The sequence below is a fragment of the Shewanella oncorhynchi genome, from assembly GCF_012584455.1.
In the GTDB taxonomy this organism is placed as follows: Bacteria; Pseudomonadota; Gammaproteobacteria; order Enterobacterales; family Shewanellaceae; genus Shewanella; species Shewanella oncorhynchi.
Map to the genome: position 1 here is coordinate 26,361 of NZ_JABAEB010000017.1, position 15,417 is coordinate 41,777.

The following is a 15,417-nucleotide window of genomic DNA, read 5'->3' on the forward strand; positions in this document are numbered from 1 at the left end:
ACCTTTACAATAGATAATTTTGGAGCAGTACCATGGCTTACAGTGAAAAAGTGATAGATCATTATGAGAATCCACGTAACGTTGGTTCTTTTGATAAAAACGATCCTTCGGTCGTGACCGGTATGGTAGGCGCGCCTGCTTGCGGTGACGTGATGAAACTTCAGTTGAAAATTGGTGCTGATGGCATCATTCAAGATGCTAAGTTCAAAACTTACGGTTGTGGTAGCGCGATTGCGTCTAGCTCACTGGTAACTGAGTGGGTTAAAGGCAAGACTATCGAACAAGCTGCGGCGATCAAAAATACGGATATCGCTGAAGAATTGGCATTGCCACCAGTGAAGATCCACTGTTCAATTTTGGCTGAAGATGCCATTAAAGCTGCTATCGACGAGTACAAATCGAAACAAGCTAAGTAACATCTGGAGTTAAGATGGCGATTACAATGACCCCAGCGGCAGCCGATCGTGTCAGATCTTTCTTAGTCAACCGAGGCAAAGGTGTAGGCCTGCGTCTCGGCTTAAGAACATCAGGCTGTTCTGGTATGGCTTATGTACTTGAGTTCGTTGATTCTTTAAATGATGATGATGAAGTGTTTGATATCGAAGATGTGAAAATCATCATAGATGCCAAGAGCCTTATCTATCTTCAAGGGATCGAGCTGGATTTTGTTAAAGAAGGGCTGAATGAAGGCTTCCAATTTAATAATCCTAACGCAAAAGGTGAGTGTGGTTGTGGTGAGAGTTTCACTGTTTAACCGCTAAAGTTGACGCATGAATTATTTCGAGCTGTTTAAATTTTCCCCTGCCTTCGATATTGATACCGCCTTACTTGCAGAACGCTATCGCGAACTGCAACGGGCGGTTCATCCCGATAAATTTGCCAATGATACTGATCAGCAAAAATTGCTGTCGGTGCAGCGCACGGCGCAAGTCAATGATGGTTTTCAAACCTTAAAAGATCCCATTCGCCGCGCTGAGCATATGTTGTCGCTGCGTGGTATTGAATTAAGCCATGAAACCACGACAGTGAAAGATACTGGCTTCTTGATGCAGCAAATGGAATGGCGCGAGGCGTTAGAAGACATACGCGATAGTGCCGATCCTCAAGCGAGTATTGACGAGCTATATCAATCATTTGCACAGTACCGCGCGCAACTTACTCAGCAATTGACTCAACTGTTAACCAGTGAGCAGGCTGAAGACGCATTGTTAGCGGCGGATCAAGTTCGCAAACTCAAATTTATGGCAAAATTACACGACGAGTTGACCAGAGTCGAAGACGCTCTGTTAGATTGATTTTCCGTGTTTATGTTACTTTGCTGACTCAAGTACGCTTGAGTTGGCATTACTAAGTTGGATATATATGGCCCTTTTGCAGATAGCTGAGCCCGGTCAAAGTGCCGCGCCGCACCAACATAGACTTGCCGTTGGCATAGATTTAGGTACGACCAATTCTTTGGTGGCGGCTGTTCGAAGTGGAGAGACGGCAACCCTGCCGGACGAACTTGGACAGCATTCATTACCTTCTATCGTGCGTTATACCCAAGATTCAGTCGAAGTCGGCGCACTTGCGGCGTTGAGTTCGGCGCAGGATCCGCAAAACACGATCGTTTCGGTTAAGCGTTTTATGGGCCGCAGCCTAGCGGATATTCAAGCTGGCGAGCAATCATTACCCTACGAGTTTGCCGAAAGCGAAAACGGTTTACCTTTATTTGTGACTCCCCAAGGCCAAGTGAATCCCGTGCAAGTGTCTGCGGAGATTTTACGTCCGCTGATCGCCCGCGCTGAAAAAACCTTAGGTGGCGAACTGCAAGGTGTGGTGATAACCGTACCGGCTTATTTTGATGATGCCCAGCGCCAAGGCACAAAAGATGCCGCAGCTTTGCTGGGTGTTAAAGTGCTACGTCTATTGAATGAACCGACGGCTGCTGCGATTGCCTATGGCTTAGATTCTAAGCAAGAGGGTGTGATTGCCATCTATGATTTAGGCGGCGGCACTTTTGATATTTCTATTTTGCGTTTGAATCGCGGTGTATTCGAAGTGCTTGCTACTGGTGGCGATTCAGCGCTTGGCGGTGATGATTTCGATCACTTACTGCAAGCACATATGCAGCAAGTGTGGCAGCTTAGTGACATCGACTCACAATTAAGCCGTCAGTTGTTGATTGAATCGCGTCGAGTTAAAGAAGCCTTAACTGATGCTGCAGAAACTGAAGCAAAAGTGATCCTTGCCGATGGTACTGAACTGACGCAAATCGTTACTAAAGCTGAATTTGATGCCATGATTGCGGCATTGGTGAAAAAGACGATTGCCAGCTGTCGCCGTACCCTGCGTGATGCGGACGTCACGACGGATGAAGTGCTTGAAACTGTGATGGTTGGCGGTTCAACGCGTGTGCCATTAGTGCGTGAACAGGTCGAAGCTTTCTTCGGTAAACCACCGCTGACATCTATCGATCCCGATCGTGTTGTCGCCATTGGTGCGGCCATTCAAGCCGACATTTTAGTGGGTAACAAACCCGAATCGGATTTGTTATTGCTCGATGTGATCCCTTTGTCATTAGGCATAGAGACCATGGGCGGCTTAGTGGAAAAAGTGGTATCGCGTAATACCACGATTCCGGTTGCACGGGCGCAGGAATTTACCACCTTTAAAGATGGTCAGACGGCCATGGCATTCCATGTGGTGCAAGGTGAGCGTGAGCTCGTTGCCGATTGCCGCTCACTGGCGCGTTTTACCTTAAAGGGTATTCCGCCGTTAGCCGCTGGCGCTGCGCACATTCGGGTGACATTCCAAGTGGATGCCGATGGTTTACTTAGCGTGACGGCGATGGAGAAATCCACCGGCGTGCAGTCTAGTATTCAAGTTAAGCCGTCTTTTGGTTTATCGGATACTGAAATTGCCACTATGCTGAAAGATTCGATGAAGTATGCCAAAGACGATATCGGTCGTCGTATGCTGGCTGAGCAGCAAGTGGAGGCGGCGAGGGTACTCGAGTCTTTACATGCCGCGTTAGCGAAGGATGGCGATTTGCTGAATGCCGATGAGCGTGGGCAGATCGATGCTACTATGGCCAATGTGGCGCAAGTTGCCGCGGGCGATGATGCCGATGCGATTAAACTCGCGATTGAAAAACTGGATGAGCAAACCCAAGATTTTGCTGCCAGACGTATGGACAATTCTATTCGAGTGGCATTTAAAGGCCAGTCGATCGACAACATATAGGTGATGTAATGCCCCAATTAGTCTTTCTTCCCCATGCCGAGTTGTGCCCTGATGGCGCTGTGCTTGAGGCGAATGTTGGTGAGACCATTCTCGATGTTGCGCTGCGTAATGGCATCAATATCGAGCATGCCTGTGAAAAGTCCTGTGCTTGCACGACATGTCACTGTATCGTGCGTGAAGGCTTTAATGATCTTGAGCCAAGTGATGAGCTAGAAGATGACATGTTAGATAAAGCATGGGGACTCGAGCCCGAAAGCCGTCTATCTTGTCAGGCTAGAGTGGTCGACACTGACATGGTGATTGAGATCCCTAAATACACGGTTAACATGGTTAGCGAAGGCAATTAATATTGCTTCGATAATGATTAAAACCAGTCCACGTGACTGGTTTTTTGCTTTTGGCGTTGAGCATTTGTGCAACTAATCTTGTCTATGCCTCTAGTTGTTTGATTTATCCTTGCGCAGGCGTATTATGCGCTCAAAATTAATGGTTGCCGGAGACCAAATGAGAATAGCGATTTTATCGCAAGGGCCAGAGTTATATTCAACGAAGCGACTCGTTGAAGCGGCTCAATTACGTGGTCATGAAGTACACGTAATCAATCCCCTTGAATGTTATATGAATATCAATATGCGGCAATCGAGTATCCACATTGGCGGGCGAGAGTTACCTGCATTTGATGCCGTGATCCCCCGTATTGGGGCGTCGATTACCTTTTATGGTTCGGCGGTGTTGCGCCAATTTGAGATGATGGGCGTCTATGCCTTAAATGATTCAGTTGGAATTTCCCGCTCACGGGACAAATTGCGTTCTATGCAGCTGATGTCACGCCGCGGTATTGGTTTGCCTATTACCGGTTTTGCCAATAAACCGAGTGATATTCCTGACTTAATTGATATGGTGGGTGGCGCGCCTCTGGTGATTAAATTACTCGAAGGCACCCAAGGCATTGGCGTGGTATTAGCCGAGACCCGCAAAGCGGCTGAGAGCGTGATTGAAGCCTTTATGGGCCTGAAAGCCAACATCATGGTGCAGGAATATATCAAAGAAGCCAACGGCGCAGACATTCGCTGTTTCGTGCTCGGTGATAAAGTGATTGCCGCCATGAAACGTCAAGCTATGCCCGGTGAGTTCCGCTCTAATTTGCACCGTGGTGGCACGGCGAGTTTAGTCAAACTAACTCCTGAAGAGCGCTCTGTGGCTATTCGTGCGGCGAAGACGATGGGATTGAATGTGGCAGGGGTTGATTTGTTACGCTCAAACCATGGCCCAGTGATCATGGAAGTGAACTCTTCACCAGGGCTTGAGGGGATTGAAGGTGCCACCACGAAAGATGTGGCGGGTGCTATTATTGATTTTGTTGAAAAAAATGCGATTAAAGTAAAAAAGGTGACGCAAGCACAGGGTTAACACCCTTGGTGTCGAGTATTGACTACGGAATATCAACACTTGATTCACCTCCTTATGGGTAACGGCGTTAAGCACTAGCTTACCCATTCAAGCGAACCGAATAGGGGAAAACGATGACATTAACTTGGATAGATTCGTTAGATATTGCGTTGGAATTACTCGAAGCACACCCAGAGGTGAATCCCACTCAGCTGCATTTCACCCAACTGTATGAGTGGGTGTTAGCTTTGAATGATTTTGCAGATGATCCTAAGCATTGCAATGAAAAAATACTGGAAGCAATTCAGCAGTGTTGGATTGATGAAAAGTAGTGAGCACAGTTGTGGTACGGCTTTTTATGTGAGGCATCTTGTCCTTCAGAAGATTAACTAAGGTGATTTATCTCACGTATTTGCAGTGGCGCAGAGAATATTTGGCGAGAGTTTGATCACAGTCAAGTTCATTTTCAGTGGATATCGTAATTTGTTGTATATTGGTTAAGGCATTTATATGGCTTAACTTTATTATCGCAACTGCAAGGATGTTCACATGAAACTTTTGCTTGTATTGTTATGTATGTTTGTCCCTTCAATGGCTTGGGCTCATCCAGGTCATGGCGGTGTCGGTTTATTCCATCACTTGTTAGAGCTTGCACCCGCAGTCATTTTAGTCGCTTTGATTGCATGGGCTGGTATTTGGGCAAAAAATAGAAAATAATCCCATTTTTTAATGAGTTAATGAACCCTGCTAAGGATTTATCCTCCTAGCGGGGTATTTTGCGTGATCAAGCTGATTACGAATAAAGCGAATGTGCGCAATATCTCAGACTAATTTGCTATAAAGATAGGATTTAGCTTTTAAATTTCGTATAATCCGCGCGAATTTTTTAAACTTGCTGACAAAGGAAGCTAGTTATGGCGATCGAACGCACATTTTCTATTATCAAGCCAGATGCTGTTGCAAAAAACCACATCGGTGCTATCTACAATCGTTTTGAAACTGCTGGTCTTAAGATCGTTGCAGCTAAAATGTTACACCTGACCAAAGAACAAGCTGAAGGTTTCTATGCTGAGCATAGCGAGCGCGGTTTCTTCGGTGCTCTGGTTGCATTTATGACTTCTGGTCCTATCATGGTCCAAGTATTAGAAGGCGAAAACGCTGTTTTAGCTCACCGTGAAATTTTAGGTGCAACTAATCCAGCTCAAGCAGCTCCTGGTACTATCCGTGCTGATTTCGCAGAAAGCATTGACGAAAATGCGGCTCACGGTTCAGATGCTGTTGAATCTGCTGCTCGTGAAATTGCTTACTTCTTCAGCGCTGAAGAATTGTGTCCACGCACTCGTTAATTCGATGCTAAGACTGAAAAAGGAGCCTAGGCTCCTTTTTTATTGGCTGCAATTTAGCGAATATAGATTTCCGTGTTGCAATGACGCTAATGCCTCTATACAAATCACACGTCAATTCAAAGTGTTAAAACTTAATTAGAGTTTGTTTTTATTAGTCTTTTTAAATTTTGCACATTTTTTAATTTTCTTGCTTGAAATTTTCTCTCCCGTCCTTATATCTATTTCAGGATCGCTCGATGAGGATCCTAGTGTGAATTCTGTGCCGTAAGGACAGAAGATTTAACTCGGCAGACTCTACAAGCGTTTTCATCGTGAAAACCGTCCGCCAATTCTCCATATTGCTTAAGACAAGGATATGAATATGCGTAATTATGATCTAGCTCCCCTGTACCGTAGTGCCATTGGTTTTGACCGTTTAGCTCAGCTGGCAGAACATGCCGCCGCTAATAATGGCAATACTGGCTATCCCCCATATAACATTGAATTATTAGGCGAAAATCGCTATCGCATTACTATGGCCGTGGCCGGATTCTCAATGAATGAACTTGAGATCAGCAGTGAAGGTGAGAAATTACTGGTGAAAGGCAATAAAGCTGAAAGCCAAACCGAGCGTAAATACTTGTACCAAGGCATAGCGGAACGCGGTTTTGAGCGCACTTTCCAACTGGCAGACTATGTCACTGTGCTCGGCGCAAGTTTAGAAAATGGCTTACTCAATATTGATTTAGTGCGTGAAATCCCTGAAGCGTTGAAACCACGCAAAATCGAGATCACTTCATCGCGCTTGCTAGACAGCCAGTCATAATTGACACTGTGGTAACCACCTAAAAACAAGGGGAGCATAATGCTCCCCTTGATGTTTTTGTGTTCACGCAAAAAATGTCCGCGAGATTTCCGTGAGAAAGCTACGCTTTCATGGCCTTTTCTCCGCGAGCCAAACCCACCACGCCGGAGCGAGAGACTTCGACCAATTTAGTCACTTCACCTAGCGCATGGATAAACGCATCGAGTTTCTCTGATGTGCCGACCATTTGGATGGTATATAAATTGGCGGTGACATCGACAATTTGGCCGCGGAAAATGTCCGCCATCCGTTTAACTTCTTCCCTAAACTCGCCTTGGGCGCGGACCTTAATAAGGGCTAATTCGCGTTCAATATAAGCAGACTCGGTAATATTCGAAACTTTTAACACATCGATGAGTTTATGTAGCTGCTTCTCTATCTGCTCTAACACCATTTCATCGGCAACGACCGTAATGTTAAGCCGCGACAATGTGATATCGTCCGTTGGCGCCACCGTTAAACTTTCAATGTTATAACCGCGCTGTGAAAACAAACCGACCACACGAGACAGGGCGCCGGATTGGTTTTCTAATAATACAGATATAATTCGACGCATTAGCATTTCTCCGTCTTAGTCAGCCACATTTCATTCATCGCACCACCGCGGATCAACATGGGGTACACGTGCTCAGTTTCATCCACCATGATGTCGATAAAGACCAGCCTGTCTTTCATCGCTAGCGCTTCTGCCATTTTTGACTCAAGTTCGGCGGGATCGCTGATCGTCATACCTACATGGCCATAGGCCTCGGCAATTTTGGCAAAATTAGGTACTGAATCCATATAGGAATGTGAGTGACGGCCAGAGTAAATCATGTCCTGCCATTGTTTAACCATGCCAAGGAAACGATTGTTTAAGTTGATAATTTTAACCGGCGTATCATATTGCAGCGCGGTCGAAAGCTCTTGAATGTTCATCTGGATTGAACCATCACCCGTGACACACACAACGGTGGCATCAGGCATGGCCATTTTTACGCCCATTGCGGCGGGTAGGCCAAATCCCATTGTCCCTAGGCCACCTGAGTTGATCCAGCGGCGCGGCTTATCGAACGGATAGTACAAGGCGGCAAACATCTGGTGCTGGCCAACATCAGAGGCGACATAGGCATCGCCATTGGTCAGCTTATACAAGGTTTCAATTACTTGCTGTGGTTTGATGCGACCACTGTTTTTGTCATAGGCCAGACAATCGCGGCCGCGCCATTGCTCAATATCATTCCACCAAGTGGCGATGGCATCGTTGTCATTGTGCTCGTTCGATTCATCTAACAGTGTCAACATGCTGTCTAAAATACTGTCGGCCGACCCTACGATGGGAATGTCGACGTGGATAGTTTTCGAAATAGACGAGGGGTCGATATCTATGTGCAAAATGGTCGCGTTCGGACAGTATTTTTCCACATTATTAGTGGTTCTATCGTCGAAGCGTACACCAATACCGAAGATCAAATCGCAGTTATGCATTGTCATGTTGGCTTCGTAGCGACCGTGCATCCCTAACATGCCTAGGCTGTTTTTGTGGGTACTTGGAAAAGCCCCGAGTCCCATAAGTGTGCTGACGACGGGAATATTTAATCTCTCAGCTAATTGTAAAATTTGCTTATCACAACCCGAGATAATGGCGCCTCCACCGACATAGAGCACAGGCTTTTTAGCCGCTAATAGTGCCTGTAGTCCACGACGGATCTGTCCTTTATGCCCCGAGGTTGTCGGGTTGTATGAGCGCATTTTCACGCTTTCGGGATAAATATACTCGTGCAGCAGCGCTGGGTTTAAGCAATCTTTTGGCAGGTCTACGACAACAGGCCCAGGGCGGCCGGTAGAGGCAATATAAAAGGCTTTTTTTATCGTTTCAGGGATTTGAGTGGGATCTTTTACTAAAAAGCTGTGTTTGACCACTGGACGAGAGATGCCGATCATATCGCATTCTTGGAAAGCATCATTACCGATAAGGTTGCTCGGTACTTGACCCGATAATACGACGAGGGGAATAGAATCCATGTAGGCGGTGGCAATACCGGTAATCGCGTTGGTGGCACCGGGTCCTGAAGTGACTAATACCACGCCCACTTTACCCGTAGCACGGGCGTAGCCATCGGCCATGTGTACGGCGGCTTGTTCGTGGCGAACGAGTATGTGTTCAATACCTGGGATAACGTGCAGGGCATCGTAGATATCTAAAACTGAACCGCCAGGATAGCCAAAAATGTGCTTTACGCCTTCATCAATCAAAGAACGCACTATCATGCTGGCGCCGGATAACATCTCCATGTGGAACTCCTATTGCATAGTACCGTTACGGTAAACAGTATTTTGTTACAGCGACGGTAATCGCTCTAAAAATTAAGCCTGAAGGGTAATTCAGACTCCGAAATGCTGAACTGACTTCGTAGAAGACAAGTGATTCATCCTTAGGATGCAGCAACTGTTGCAATGAACAGAATTTCATCATATTCAAAAAAAACAACATTTCAAGCCTTTTATGTAAAAAATAACCAACTTGAAACAATTTCACGTTTGAATGGCTGGATAACTTGCTGGAATCGCTAAGTAATCTAGGCTGATTTATGGGCTTATTTTATATTTTTCAGATTGTTAGATGCTTAAAAAGCAAAAACGGCACTAAAAGTGCCGTTTTGGTGTGGGACGTTAGATAAGCAGATACTTAACTGTTGCGATTAAATATTACTTATTTGCTACAAAAAGCCAATGCGCTGTTTTCACGCGATCAAACATGTGTTGCCGATGTGGCATTGGCATCCATGATTTCTTAAAAATAGATCCTTAAATCGTCGGCTGTATTTGATGCTTTGGACGATTAAATTGGCAAATACCGACTAACACAATAGAGCCTAACATGAGGGCAGAGAAGGGCACTGCTGTGCCATCATAGAACACCGCTAATAATGGCCCCGCTAACGCGCCACAGCCAAATCTTAAGGTGCCAATAACCGCCGTTGCCGTTCCGGTTTCTTGTTTGAACTTCATCAGCACTATCGCATCGGCGTTGACCGACATCACCCCTAGGCTGCCCATCAAAGGAATAAGCATGATCACGGTAAAATGATAGCTCATATCCAGTAGGTTGACGGTTAATAAACCAGCTCCCGCAATAGCGCCAAAAAAGGTCGATACGTGCAACATACGCAGCGAACCATAGCGGCCGACAATGCGAGTATTAATGATATTGGCCAACATCAAGGCGCCAACGTTGGTGCTAAACAAGATGGCAAAATAGGATTTATCTAAGGCAAAGACTTCCATATAAACGAAGGGGGATGCGGTGAGATAACAGAAAAACGCAAAAGACGTTAACACGCCGCTGGCAATGTTCAACTTAACGCCAGGTCGGGAAAATACGGTCGCATAGGCACCAAGAAACGATTTTTGGCTGCGAGTATCCATATCTTTATCGCTGGGCATTTTTAGCGCAAACAGCACGAGTAATAACAGGGTTGCGGCATAGGCAGATTGAATGAAGAAGATTAAATGCCAATCACCGAGCTCGAGGATCACGCTGCCAATGCTAGGTGCCAGTAATGGCGCTAACATCATGATTAAACTCACGTAAGACATACCTTTGGCGGTATTGTCGCCATAGACTTCTTTGATGTATCCCGGCACCACCACAGTCGCTGCTGCGCCGATAAAGGCCTGCAAAAAGCGTAGCCCAAGAAAGACTTCGACTTGACCAGCAAAACCAATCAGTAAACTGGTTAGCATAAAGCCACTCAGCCCCATTATCACCATAGGGCGACGGCCAATGCGGTCAGCTAAGGGACCGAAACACAACATGCCCAGTGCATAACCTGCTAAGTAGATACTCAGGGACTGTTGCACTGTTGTGATATCGGTATGAAAACTAAGGGCCAATGTCGACATCGCAGGTAAGTACATGTCGATGGCCAATGGTGTGATCGCGACAATCGCCGCTAGCATGGGAATAAGCAGTGCTAAATTCGGTATACGTCTACCGTTATGGGCAGAAGGTTGTGATTGTGGGTCCACTGTTACCTCGGGTGGCGAAAGAATTGAAAGCGTATTTCTCAGGGTTATGCGGCGTGGTTTAAATTGTACTAGGACAATTCACTCTAATCCGTCCATTTTTAGCCAGCATCTTGCACTAATTGGCAGTGTTTGGGGGAAAGTGAATTGTGCTTCGATCAATTTTCACGGTAAGGCATTAAGCAATAGCATAGTAAAGCGCTAGGACAAATAAACCAATCTTTGCGATGATTTCTTTACCGTATTTTACCGATTAAATTGTAACTAAGTAGCAAGTCTCGATAATCGAGGCATAACCTTGGCGGCTCGAGCCGTTATCCTCCAATATGCTTCATTCAAAAGTGTTAGTTGTCATCTGAGTGTCACTGCTTTGTCATCTAGGTGTCTTTTATGCTGACTAATTTAGTGGGCTTTAGCTTCACCCTACTAAAAATAAAATATTCAGGAATGACACGATGAAAACACAACGACTCCCGCTTGCAGCCGCCATTATGGCGAGCTTATTACTCGGTGCTTGCAGCGGTGATGATGGCGCAGCAGGTGATAAAGGCGACAACGGCTTAAATTCACTGGTTAAAGTGACCGTATTAACTATCGGTGATGCAAATTGTCCCGCTGGTGGTCAGCGTATCGATACCGGATTAGATGCCAACCATAATGGACAATTGGATAACAGTGAAATTGCAGTCGCGCAAACCCAATATGTTTGCCAGCCACAAACTGCAAGCTTAAAAGCTGAGTTAATTGGTCGTCATCAGACTGGCGTTTATGGCTTAAGTGCCGCCGAAATTGTTGAATATCATAGTGCTTCAAACCGTATTTTTGTGGTTAATGCGATCAGCGGCAAAGTTGATATTATCGATGGCAGCTTATTAGCGACTGCATCAAACGCCACAGATCCTTTAGCATTGAATAATCTCGACAAATTAGCAGAACTCGATGTTGCTAAGGATGTGGGTCAAACCTTTATGGGTAGCGTTAACAGCGTGAGTATTTCAGGCAACTTGTTAGCGGCTGCCATTGAGCGTGGTGACGCTGCAGGCAATAAAACCCAAGCCAATGGTTTTGTGGCTTTTTATCAACTTAACGGCACAGATGCTCCGCAGTTTATCAGCGCCGTCGAAGTCGGTGCTTTACCCGATAATGTGGTGTTCACCCACGACGGTAAAACCTTACTCGTGGCCAATGAAGGCGAACCTAATCCTGCTTATACCTTAGATCCTGAAGGCAGTGTTGCGCTTATTGCGATTACTGACGGTAAGCCCGCAGCTACTGCGACCATCATAAATTTTAGTGCGTTTAATCAGGGCGGTGCGCGTGCAAGTGAAATCACCGCTGACATTAAAATTAATGGTCCAATGGCGAGTGTGGCGCAGGATTTAGAACCTGAATATATCGCCATTAGCCAAGATAACCGCCGTGCATTTGTCAGTTTACAAGAGAACAATGCTATTGCCGTGATTGATATCGCCAATGCGAAAGTCTCGAAGATTTTACCGCTAGGCCTCAAAGATTACGGGCTTGATGTGAATAAAATTGATGCGAGTGACAAAGATAATCTTGTGAACCTGCAAAGTTACACAGGGGTGTACGGCATATATCAACCCGATACCCTTGCTAGCTACCGTTGGAATAACACTGACTTTATTGTAACTGCGAATGAAGGTGACTCCCGTGACTATGCGGCTTTTTCGGAAGAAGCCCGCGCAGGGGATTTAGTGCTCGACCCGAATCACCCACAATTTGCCGCCGCAAAAGATAAAACCCAATTAGCGCGTCTTAAGGTAACGAAGAGCATGGGGGACGATGATAAGGATGGCGACTACGACAAAGTCGTGAGCTTTGGTGCTCGTTCCTTCTCGATTTGGAATGCTGATGGTCAGCAAGTGTTTGACAGTGGCAGTGATTTTGAACGTATTACCGCCGTACTACTGGGGGATAAGTTCAACAATAACAACGAAGAAAATAAAGGTGATAGTCGCAGCGATGACAAGGGGCCAGAGCCAGAAGCTTTAGCCCTAGGCCAAATTGGTCAACGACTATATGCCTTTGTTGGTTTAGAACGTACCTCTGGCTTTATGATCTATGACGTGACTAATCCTTTCGATGTGCATTTTGTCGACTATGTTGTGAATCGTGATTTTGAAGCTGACTTCGTTGTCGATACTGATACGGGTGAAGTTAAAGGGGATGCAACATTGGCGGGTGATTTAGGGCCAGAAGGGATGAGATTTGTCAGTGCCGATAAAAGCCCTAATGGTAATCCTTTGTTAATCATAGGCAATGAAGTTAGTGGCACCACGAGTGTTTACCAACTCAAGATTAAATAGTGGTGCATATAGCGAATGGCTCACCGATAGTTCATCAAGCTTGTCAGTAACATCAGCGCCAGTAGCATGCATGCTACTGGCGCTTTTTTTATTCACTCTTCTACAATATTCGCCATTTTGTGTGAATTAACTTCATCTGAAATGGCGCATAAAAATTGGCTGAGCTTAATGGTCTTGAAGCGCTTTACACCACTGAATAAGCATTTTGCACTAAGGAACGTATGGTCGATTCTATGCATTCAACCGCGAGATTGAATTGAGTGTCGTTTTCGGCGCCACCAAGGCTCAAGCGGATAAAATTATCATGGCAATTAAAGTCATCACCATTACGGACTAATATGCCTTTTGCGGCCAGTGCGGTAACGAGATGATGGGCTTTGATATCTTCTGGCAGTTGTATCCAACCGTTTAACCCTCGCCAAGTTTGGGTTAATCCCAGCCGTTCGCCCATGGCGATACAGTGACGTTGGCGTTGACGTACGAGCGTATCTCGTTCTGCAGTGATATGACCTTTCTTTATCAACTGACAGGCTATTTCAATATTCAGCGGCGACACCATCCAGCATTGGCTATGAATAGCGAGTCGCACTTGGGCGATTAGTGGGTCAGGAACCAGAATAAAACCTTGCCTTAAGCCGCCAGAAAACAATTTTGACAGGCTGGAAATATAAATCACCCTTGGGATCGCCAGCTGTTTTGCTAATTGCCACAGGGGCGAATGCCATTCTTCAGGTAAACAATAATTCACGTCATCTTCAATGATATAGAATTGATATTGCTCTGATAATTCAAGGATTTTCTGCCGCTGTGATTCACTGTACTGAATGCAAGTGGGGTTTTGATTATTCAGTGTGAGATAGACTAATTTAGGGTTGTGGATCTGTAATAGGGCTTCAAAGCGCGGCAGATCTAATCCTTCGTGGGTAAGGGGCACTCCAACGCTAGTGACACCAAGCTGTTTAGCACAAATTCTCACGCCTGGATAACTGTATTGCTCGTGTAGCAGTATATCGCCTGTTGATAAAAATGCGCTCAAACAGGCAAAAATGGCTTGCTGGCCGCCATGGGTAAAGACCAGTTGCTCGGGCGTTTGCTGTATGCCGCGTTGGTTTAACCATTGGTGGAACACTTGTTGGTGTTGATCTAATGGACTGGCGCGATAACCGAGTAACTGACTCAATTTAGTGGGGTCTTTCGCTAATTGGCTGAGGCAATCGCTTAGGGTGCTGATTTGATCTGTGAGTGGCTGCTGACAGGTCGCCATATTCAATTGTACGTTACCCATTTCAGGTACAGGGGAGGCGTTGACATAGGTGCCATCTCCCACTCGTGCTTCGACGTAACCCCTTTGTTCCGCCAATGCATAGGCGCGGGTCACAGTGCCAATAGTGATGCCTAAGGCATCAGCTAAACGGCGCTGCGGTGGCAGTTTACTACCTTGGGTTAACACCTTCTGCAAAATGCCTTGTTCTATGGCACTGACTAAGCGCTGATATCTCGGGCCTGAAAAAGTCGTTAGGTCTGGCGTCCAGATTGTACCCATGACAATAAATCCATTGATCTCTAATATTCTCCGTATATTATTTATTGCATCTTTTTATGTCAACAAATGTATGCATACAATTTAAGGCGAATATGAATACTGCACTACTTTATGATCCACAATTATGGACTTTAATGGCCTCGACCGCGCTGTTTTGCGCGACGATGACAATGACTCCCGGACCGAACAATATTCTCTTAGCTAGCTCTGGAGCGCATTTTGGTGTGCTGCGTACCGTGCCACATATTGCAGGGATCCGCTTGGGTTCGACCTCTTTACATCTTGCGGTATTATTCGGCCTCGGTACCTTGTTTGAAGCATTACCGGTATTGCACCAAGTATTGAAATATTTCGCTTTAGCATATTTGCTGTATCTCGCGTACAAATTAGTGACGTCGCCAGTGCAGAGCACGCATTTGGATGATGGACGAAAACCTATGACGCTCATTGAAGCTGCATTATTTCAATGGATTAACCCTAAATCTTGGATGTCGACGATTACCCTGTGTAGCGCTTTTACATTAAGTGGCGATGGCTTTTGGTTGAGTGCGTTTCTTGGCGTATTAATGTTCAACATAGTGGGATTTCCTGCATCATTTACTTGGGTATTTGTCGGTGCCGCGATCAGTAAGAAACTCAATACCGATAGACGTAAGCGCCATTTTAATTGGTTTATGGGCAGCTTGCTCTTAGTGTCATTACCTATGATATTACGCTAGCTTGGCTTGAATT

General features: G+C 45.7%; 16 protein-coding genes. 12 read left to right on the forward strand and 4 right to left on the reverse strand.

The features are described 5' to 3' along the window. The first annotated feature begins 32 nt into the window (after positions 1-32). The 10 genes from iscU to HGO26_RS20295 all read left to right on the forward strand — a co-directional run bounded on the left by iscU (position 33) and on the right by HGO26_RS20295 (position 6,765). Positions 33-416 carry a Fe-S cluster assembly scaffold IscU gene (iscU, locus tag HGO26_RS20250; RefSeq protein WP_006081856.1) on the forward strand — a complete coding sequence of 128 codons (384 nt, stop codon included), beginning with the start codon at positions 33-35 and terminating at the stop codon, positions 414-416. 14 nt (positions 417-430) lie between these two features. Then, entirely contained in the window at positions 431-754 is a 324-nt protein-coding gene (iscA, locus tag HGO26_RS20255; protein WP_006081855.1) for an iron-sulfur cluster assembly protein IscA, read from the forward strand. 16 nt (positions 755-770) lie between these two features. Beyond that, on the forward strand, positions 771-1,295 hold the full coding sequence (hscB, locus tag HGO26_RS20260) for a co-chaperone HscB (protein WP_113940596.1): 525 nt from the start codon (positions 771-773) through the stop codon (positions 1,293-1,295). A 67-nt stretch (positions 1,296-1,362) separates the two neighbouring features. Next, positions 1,363-3,225, forward strand: coding sequence for a Fe-S protein assembly chaperone HscA (gene hscA, locus HGO26_RS20265; protein WP_168827496.1), 1,863 nt, complete (start codon positions 1,363-1,365; stop codon positions 3,223-3,225). An 8-nt stretch (positions 3,226-3,233) separates the two neighbouring features. Continuing rightward, on the forward strand, positions 3,234-3,572 hold the full coding sequence (fdx, locus tag HGO26_RS20270; RefSeq protein ID WP_168827498.1) for an ISC system 2Fe-2S type ferredoxin: 339 nt from the start codon (positions 3,234-3,236) through the stop codon (positions 3,570-3,572). A gap of 157 nt (positions 3,573-3,729) precedes the next feature. Next, complete coding sequence (gene rimK, locus HGO26_RS20275; RefSeq protein ID WP_006081851.1) at positions 3,730-4,635, forward strand: 30S ribosomal protein S6--L-glutamate ligase; 906 nt, start codon at positions 3,730-3,732, stop codon at positions 4,633-4,635. Positions 4,636-4,748: 113 nt separating this feature from the next. Beyond that, positions 4,749-4,946, forward strand: coding sequence for a Fe-S cluster assembly protein IscX (gene iscX, locus HGO26_RS20280; RefSeq protein ID WP_028759821.1), 198 nt, complete (start codon positions 4,749-4,751; stop codon positions 4,944-4,946). Positions 4,947-5,163: 217 nt separating this feature from the next. Next, a complete protein-coding gene (locus tag HGO26_RS20285; protein WP_168827500.1) occupies positions 5,164-5,331 on the forward strand; it encodes a hypothetical protein in 168 nt (55 codons plus the stop codon). A 197-nt stretch (positions 5,332-5,528) separates the two neighbouring features. After that, on the forward strand, positions 5,529-5,960 hold the full coding sequence (gene ndk / locus HGO26_RS20290) for a nucleoside-diphosphate kinase (protein ID WP_011789197.1): 432 nt from the start codon (positions 5,529-5,531) through the stop codon (positions 5,958-5,960). Between the two features lie 361 nt (positions 5,961-6,321). Next, entirely contained in the window at positions 6,322-6,765 is a 444-nt protein-coding gene (locus HGO26_RS20295) for an Hsp20 family protein (protein WP_028759822.1), read from the forward strand. A gap of 100 nt (positions 6,766-6,865) precedes the next feature. Here the strand turns inward: HGO26_RS20295 and ilvN are convergent, their stop codons facing one another. From ilvN to HGO26_RS20310, 3 genes are all read right to left on the reverse strand, one after another. Then, positions 6,866-7,360 carry an acetolactate synthase small subunit gene (gene ilvN / locus HGO26_RS20300; protein WP_028759823.1) on the reverse strand — a complete coding sequence of 165 codons (495 nt, stop codon included), beginning with the start codon at positions 7,358-7,360 and terminating at the stop codon, positions 6,866-6,868. Next, entirely contained in the window at positions 7,360-9,078 is a 1,719-nt protein-coding gene (locus HGO26_RS20305) for an acetolactate synthase 3 large subunit (protein WP_105252618.1), read from the reverse strand. The genes ilvN and HGO26_RS20305 overlap by 1 nt, the downstream gene beginning before the upstream one ends. 513 nt (positions 9,079-9,591) lie before the next feature. Next, positions 9,592-10,815, reverse strand: coding sequence for a multidrug effflux MFS transporter (locus tag HGO26_RS20310; protein ID WP_168827502.1), 1,224 nt, complete (start codon positions 10,813-10,815; stop codon positions 9,592-9,594). 452 nt (positions 10,816-11,267) lie between these two features. Here HGO26_RS20310 and HGO26_RS20315 point away from each other — a divergent pair, with 452 nt between their 5' ends. Then, positions 11,268-13,142, forward strand: coding sequence for a choice-of-anchor I family protein (locus HGO26_RS20315; RefSeq protein ID WP_168827504.1), 1,875 nt, complete (start codon positions 11,268-11,270; stop codon positions 13,140-13,142). Between the two features lie 184 nt (positions 13,143-13,326). Here HGO26_RS20315 and HGO26_RS20320 read toward each other — a convergent pair whose 3' ends face one another. Further along, positions 13,327-14,685: an aminotransferase-like domain-containing protein gene (locus HGO26_RS20320; protein WP_168827506.1), complete on the reverse strand. Its 1,359-nt coding sequence runs from the start codon at positions 14,683-14,685 to the stop codon at positions 13,327-13,329. A gap of 92 nt (positions 14,686-14,777) precedes the next feature. Here HGO26_RS20320 and HGO26_RS20325 point away from each other — a divergent pair, with 92 nt between their 5' ends. Then, on the forward strand, positions 14,778-15,404 hold the full coding sequence (locus HGO26_RS20325) for a LysE family translocator (RefSeq protein ID WP_028760074.1): 627 nt from the start codon (positions 14,778-14,780) through the stop codon (positions 15,402-15,404). Positions 15,405-15,417 lie beyond the last annotated feature (13 nt).

What these genes read in the sequence shown, in the direction of transcription:
- iscU (WP_006081856.1), top strand. Translation starts at nt 33, where the DNA reads ATGGCTTACAGTGAAAAAGTGATAGATCATTATGAGAATCCACGTAAC.
- iscA (WP_006081855.1), top strand. Translation starts at nt 431, where the DNA reads ATGGCGATTACAATGACCCCAGCGGCAGCCGATCGTGTCAGATCTTTC.
- hscB (WP_113940596.1), top strand. Translation starts at nt 771, where the DNA reads ATGAATTATTTCGAGCTGTTTAAATTTTCCCCTGCCTTCGATATTGAT.
- hscA (WP_168827496.1), top strand. Translation starts at nt 1,363, where the DNA reads ATGGCCCTTTTGCAGATAGCTGAGCCCGGTCAAAGTGCCGCGCCGCAC.
- fdx (WP_168827498.1), top strand. Translation starts at nt 3,234, where the DNA reads ATGCCCCAATTAGTCTTTCTTCCCCATGCCGAGTTGTGCCCTGATGGC.
- rimK (WP_006081851.1), top strand. Translation starts at nt 3,730, where the DNA reads ATGAGAATAGCGATTTTATCGCAAGGGCCAGAGTTATATTCAACGAAG.
- iscX (WP_028759821.1), top strand. Translation starts at nt 4,749, where the DNA reads ATGACATTAACTTGGATAGATTCGTTAGATATTGCGTTGGAATTACTC.
- HGO26_RS20285 (WP_168827500.1), top strand. Translation starts at nt 5,164, where the DNA reads ATGAAACTTTTGCTTGTATTGTTATGTATGTTTGTCCCTTCAATGGCT.
- ndk (WP_011789197.1), top strand. Translation starts at nt 5,529, where the DNA reads ATGGCGATCGAACGCACATTTTCTATTATCAAGCCAGATGCTGTTGCA.
- HGO26_RS20295 (WP_028759822.1), top strand. Translation starts at nt 6,322, where the DNA reads ATGCGTAATTATGATCTAGCTCCCCTGTACCGTAGTGCCATTGGTTTT.
- ilvN (WP_028759823.1), bottom strand. Translation starts at nt 7,360, where the DNA reads ATGCGTCGAATTATATCTGTATTATTAGAAAACCAATCCGGCGCCCTG.
- HGO26_RS20305 (WP_105252618.1), bottom strand. Translation starts at nt 9,078, where the DNA reads ATGGAGATGTTATCCGGCGCCAGCATGATAGTGCGTTCTTTGATTGAT.
- HGO26_RS20315 (WP_168827504.1), top strand. Translation starts at nt 11,268, where the DNA reads ATGAAAACACAACGACTCCCGCTTGCAGCCGCCATTATGGCGAGCTTA.
- HGO26_RS20320 (WP_168827506.1), bottom strand. Translation starts at nt 14,685, where the DNA reads ATGGGTACAATCTGGACGCCAGACCTAACGACTTTTTCAGGCCCGAGA.
- HGO26_RS20325 (WP_028760074.1), top strand. Translation starts at nt 14,778, where the DNA reads ATGAATACTGCACTACTTTATGATCCACAATTATGGACTTTAATGGCC.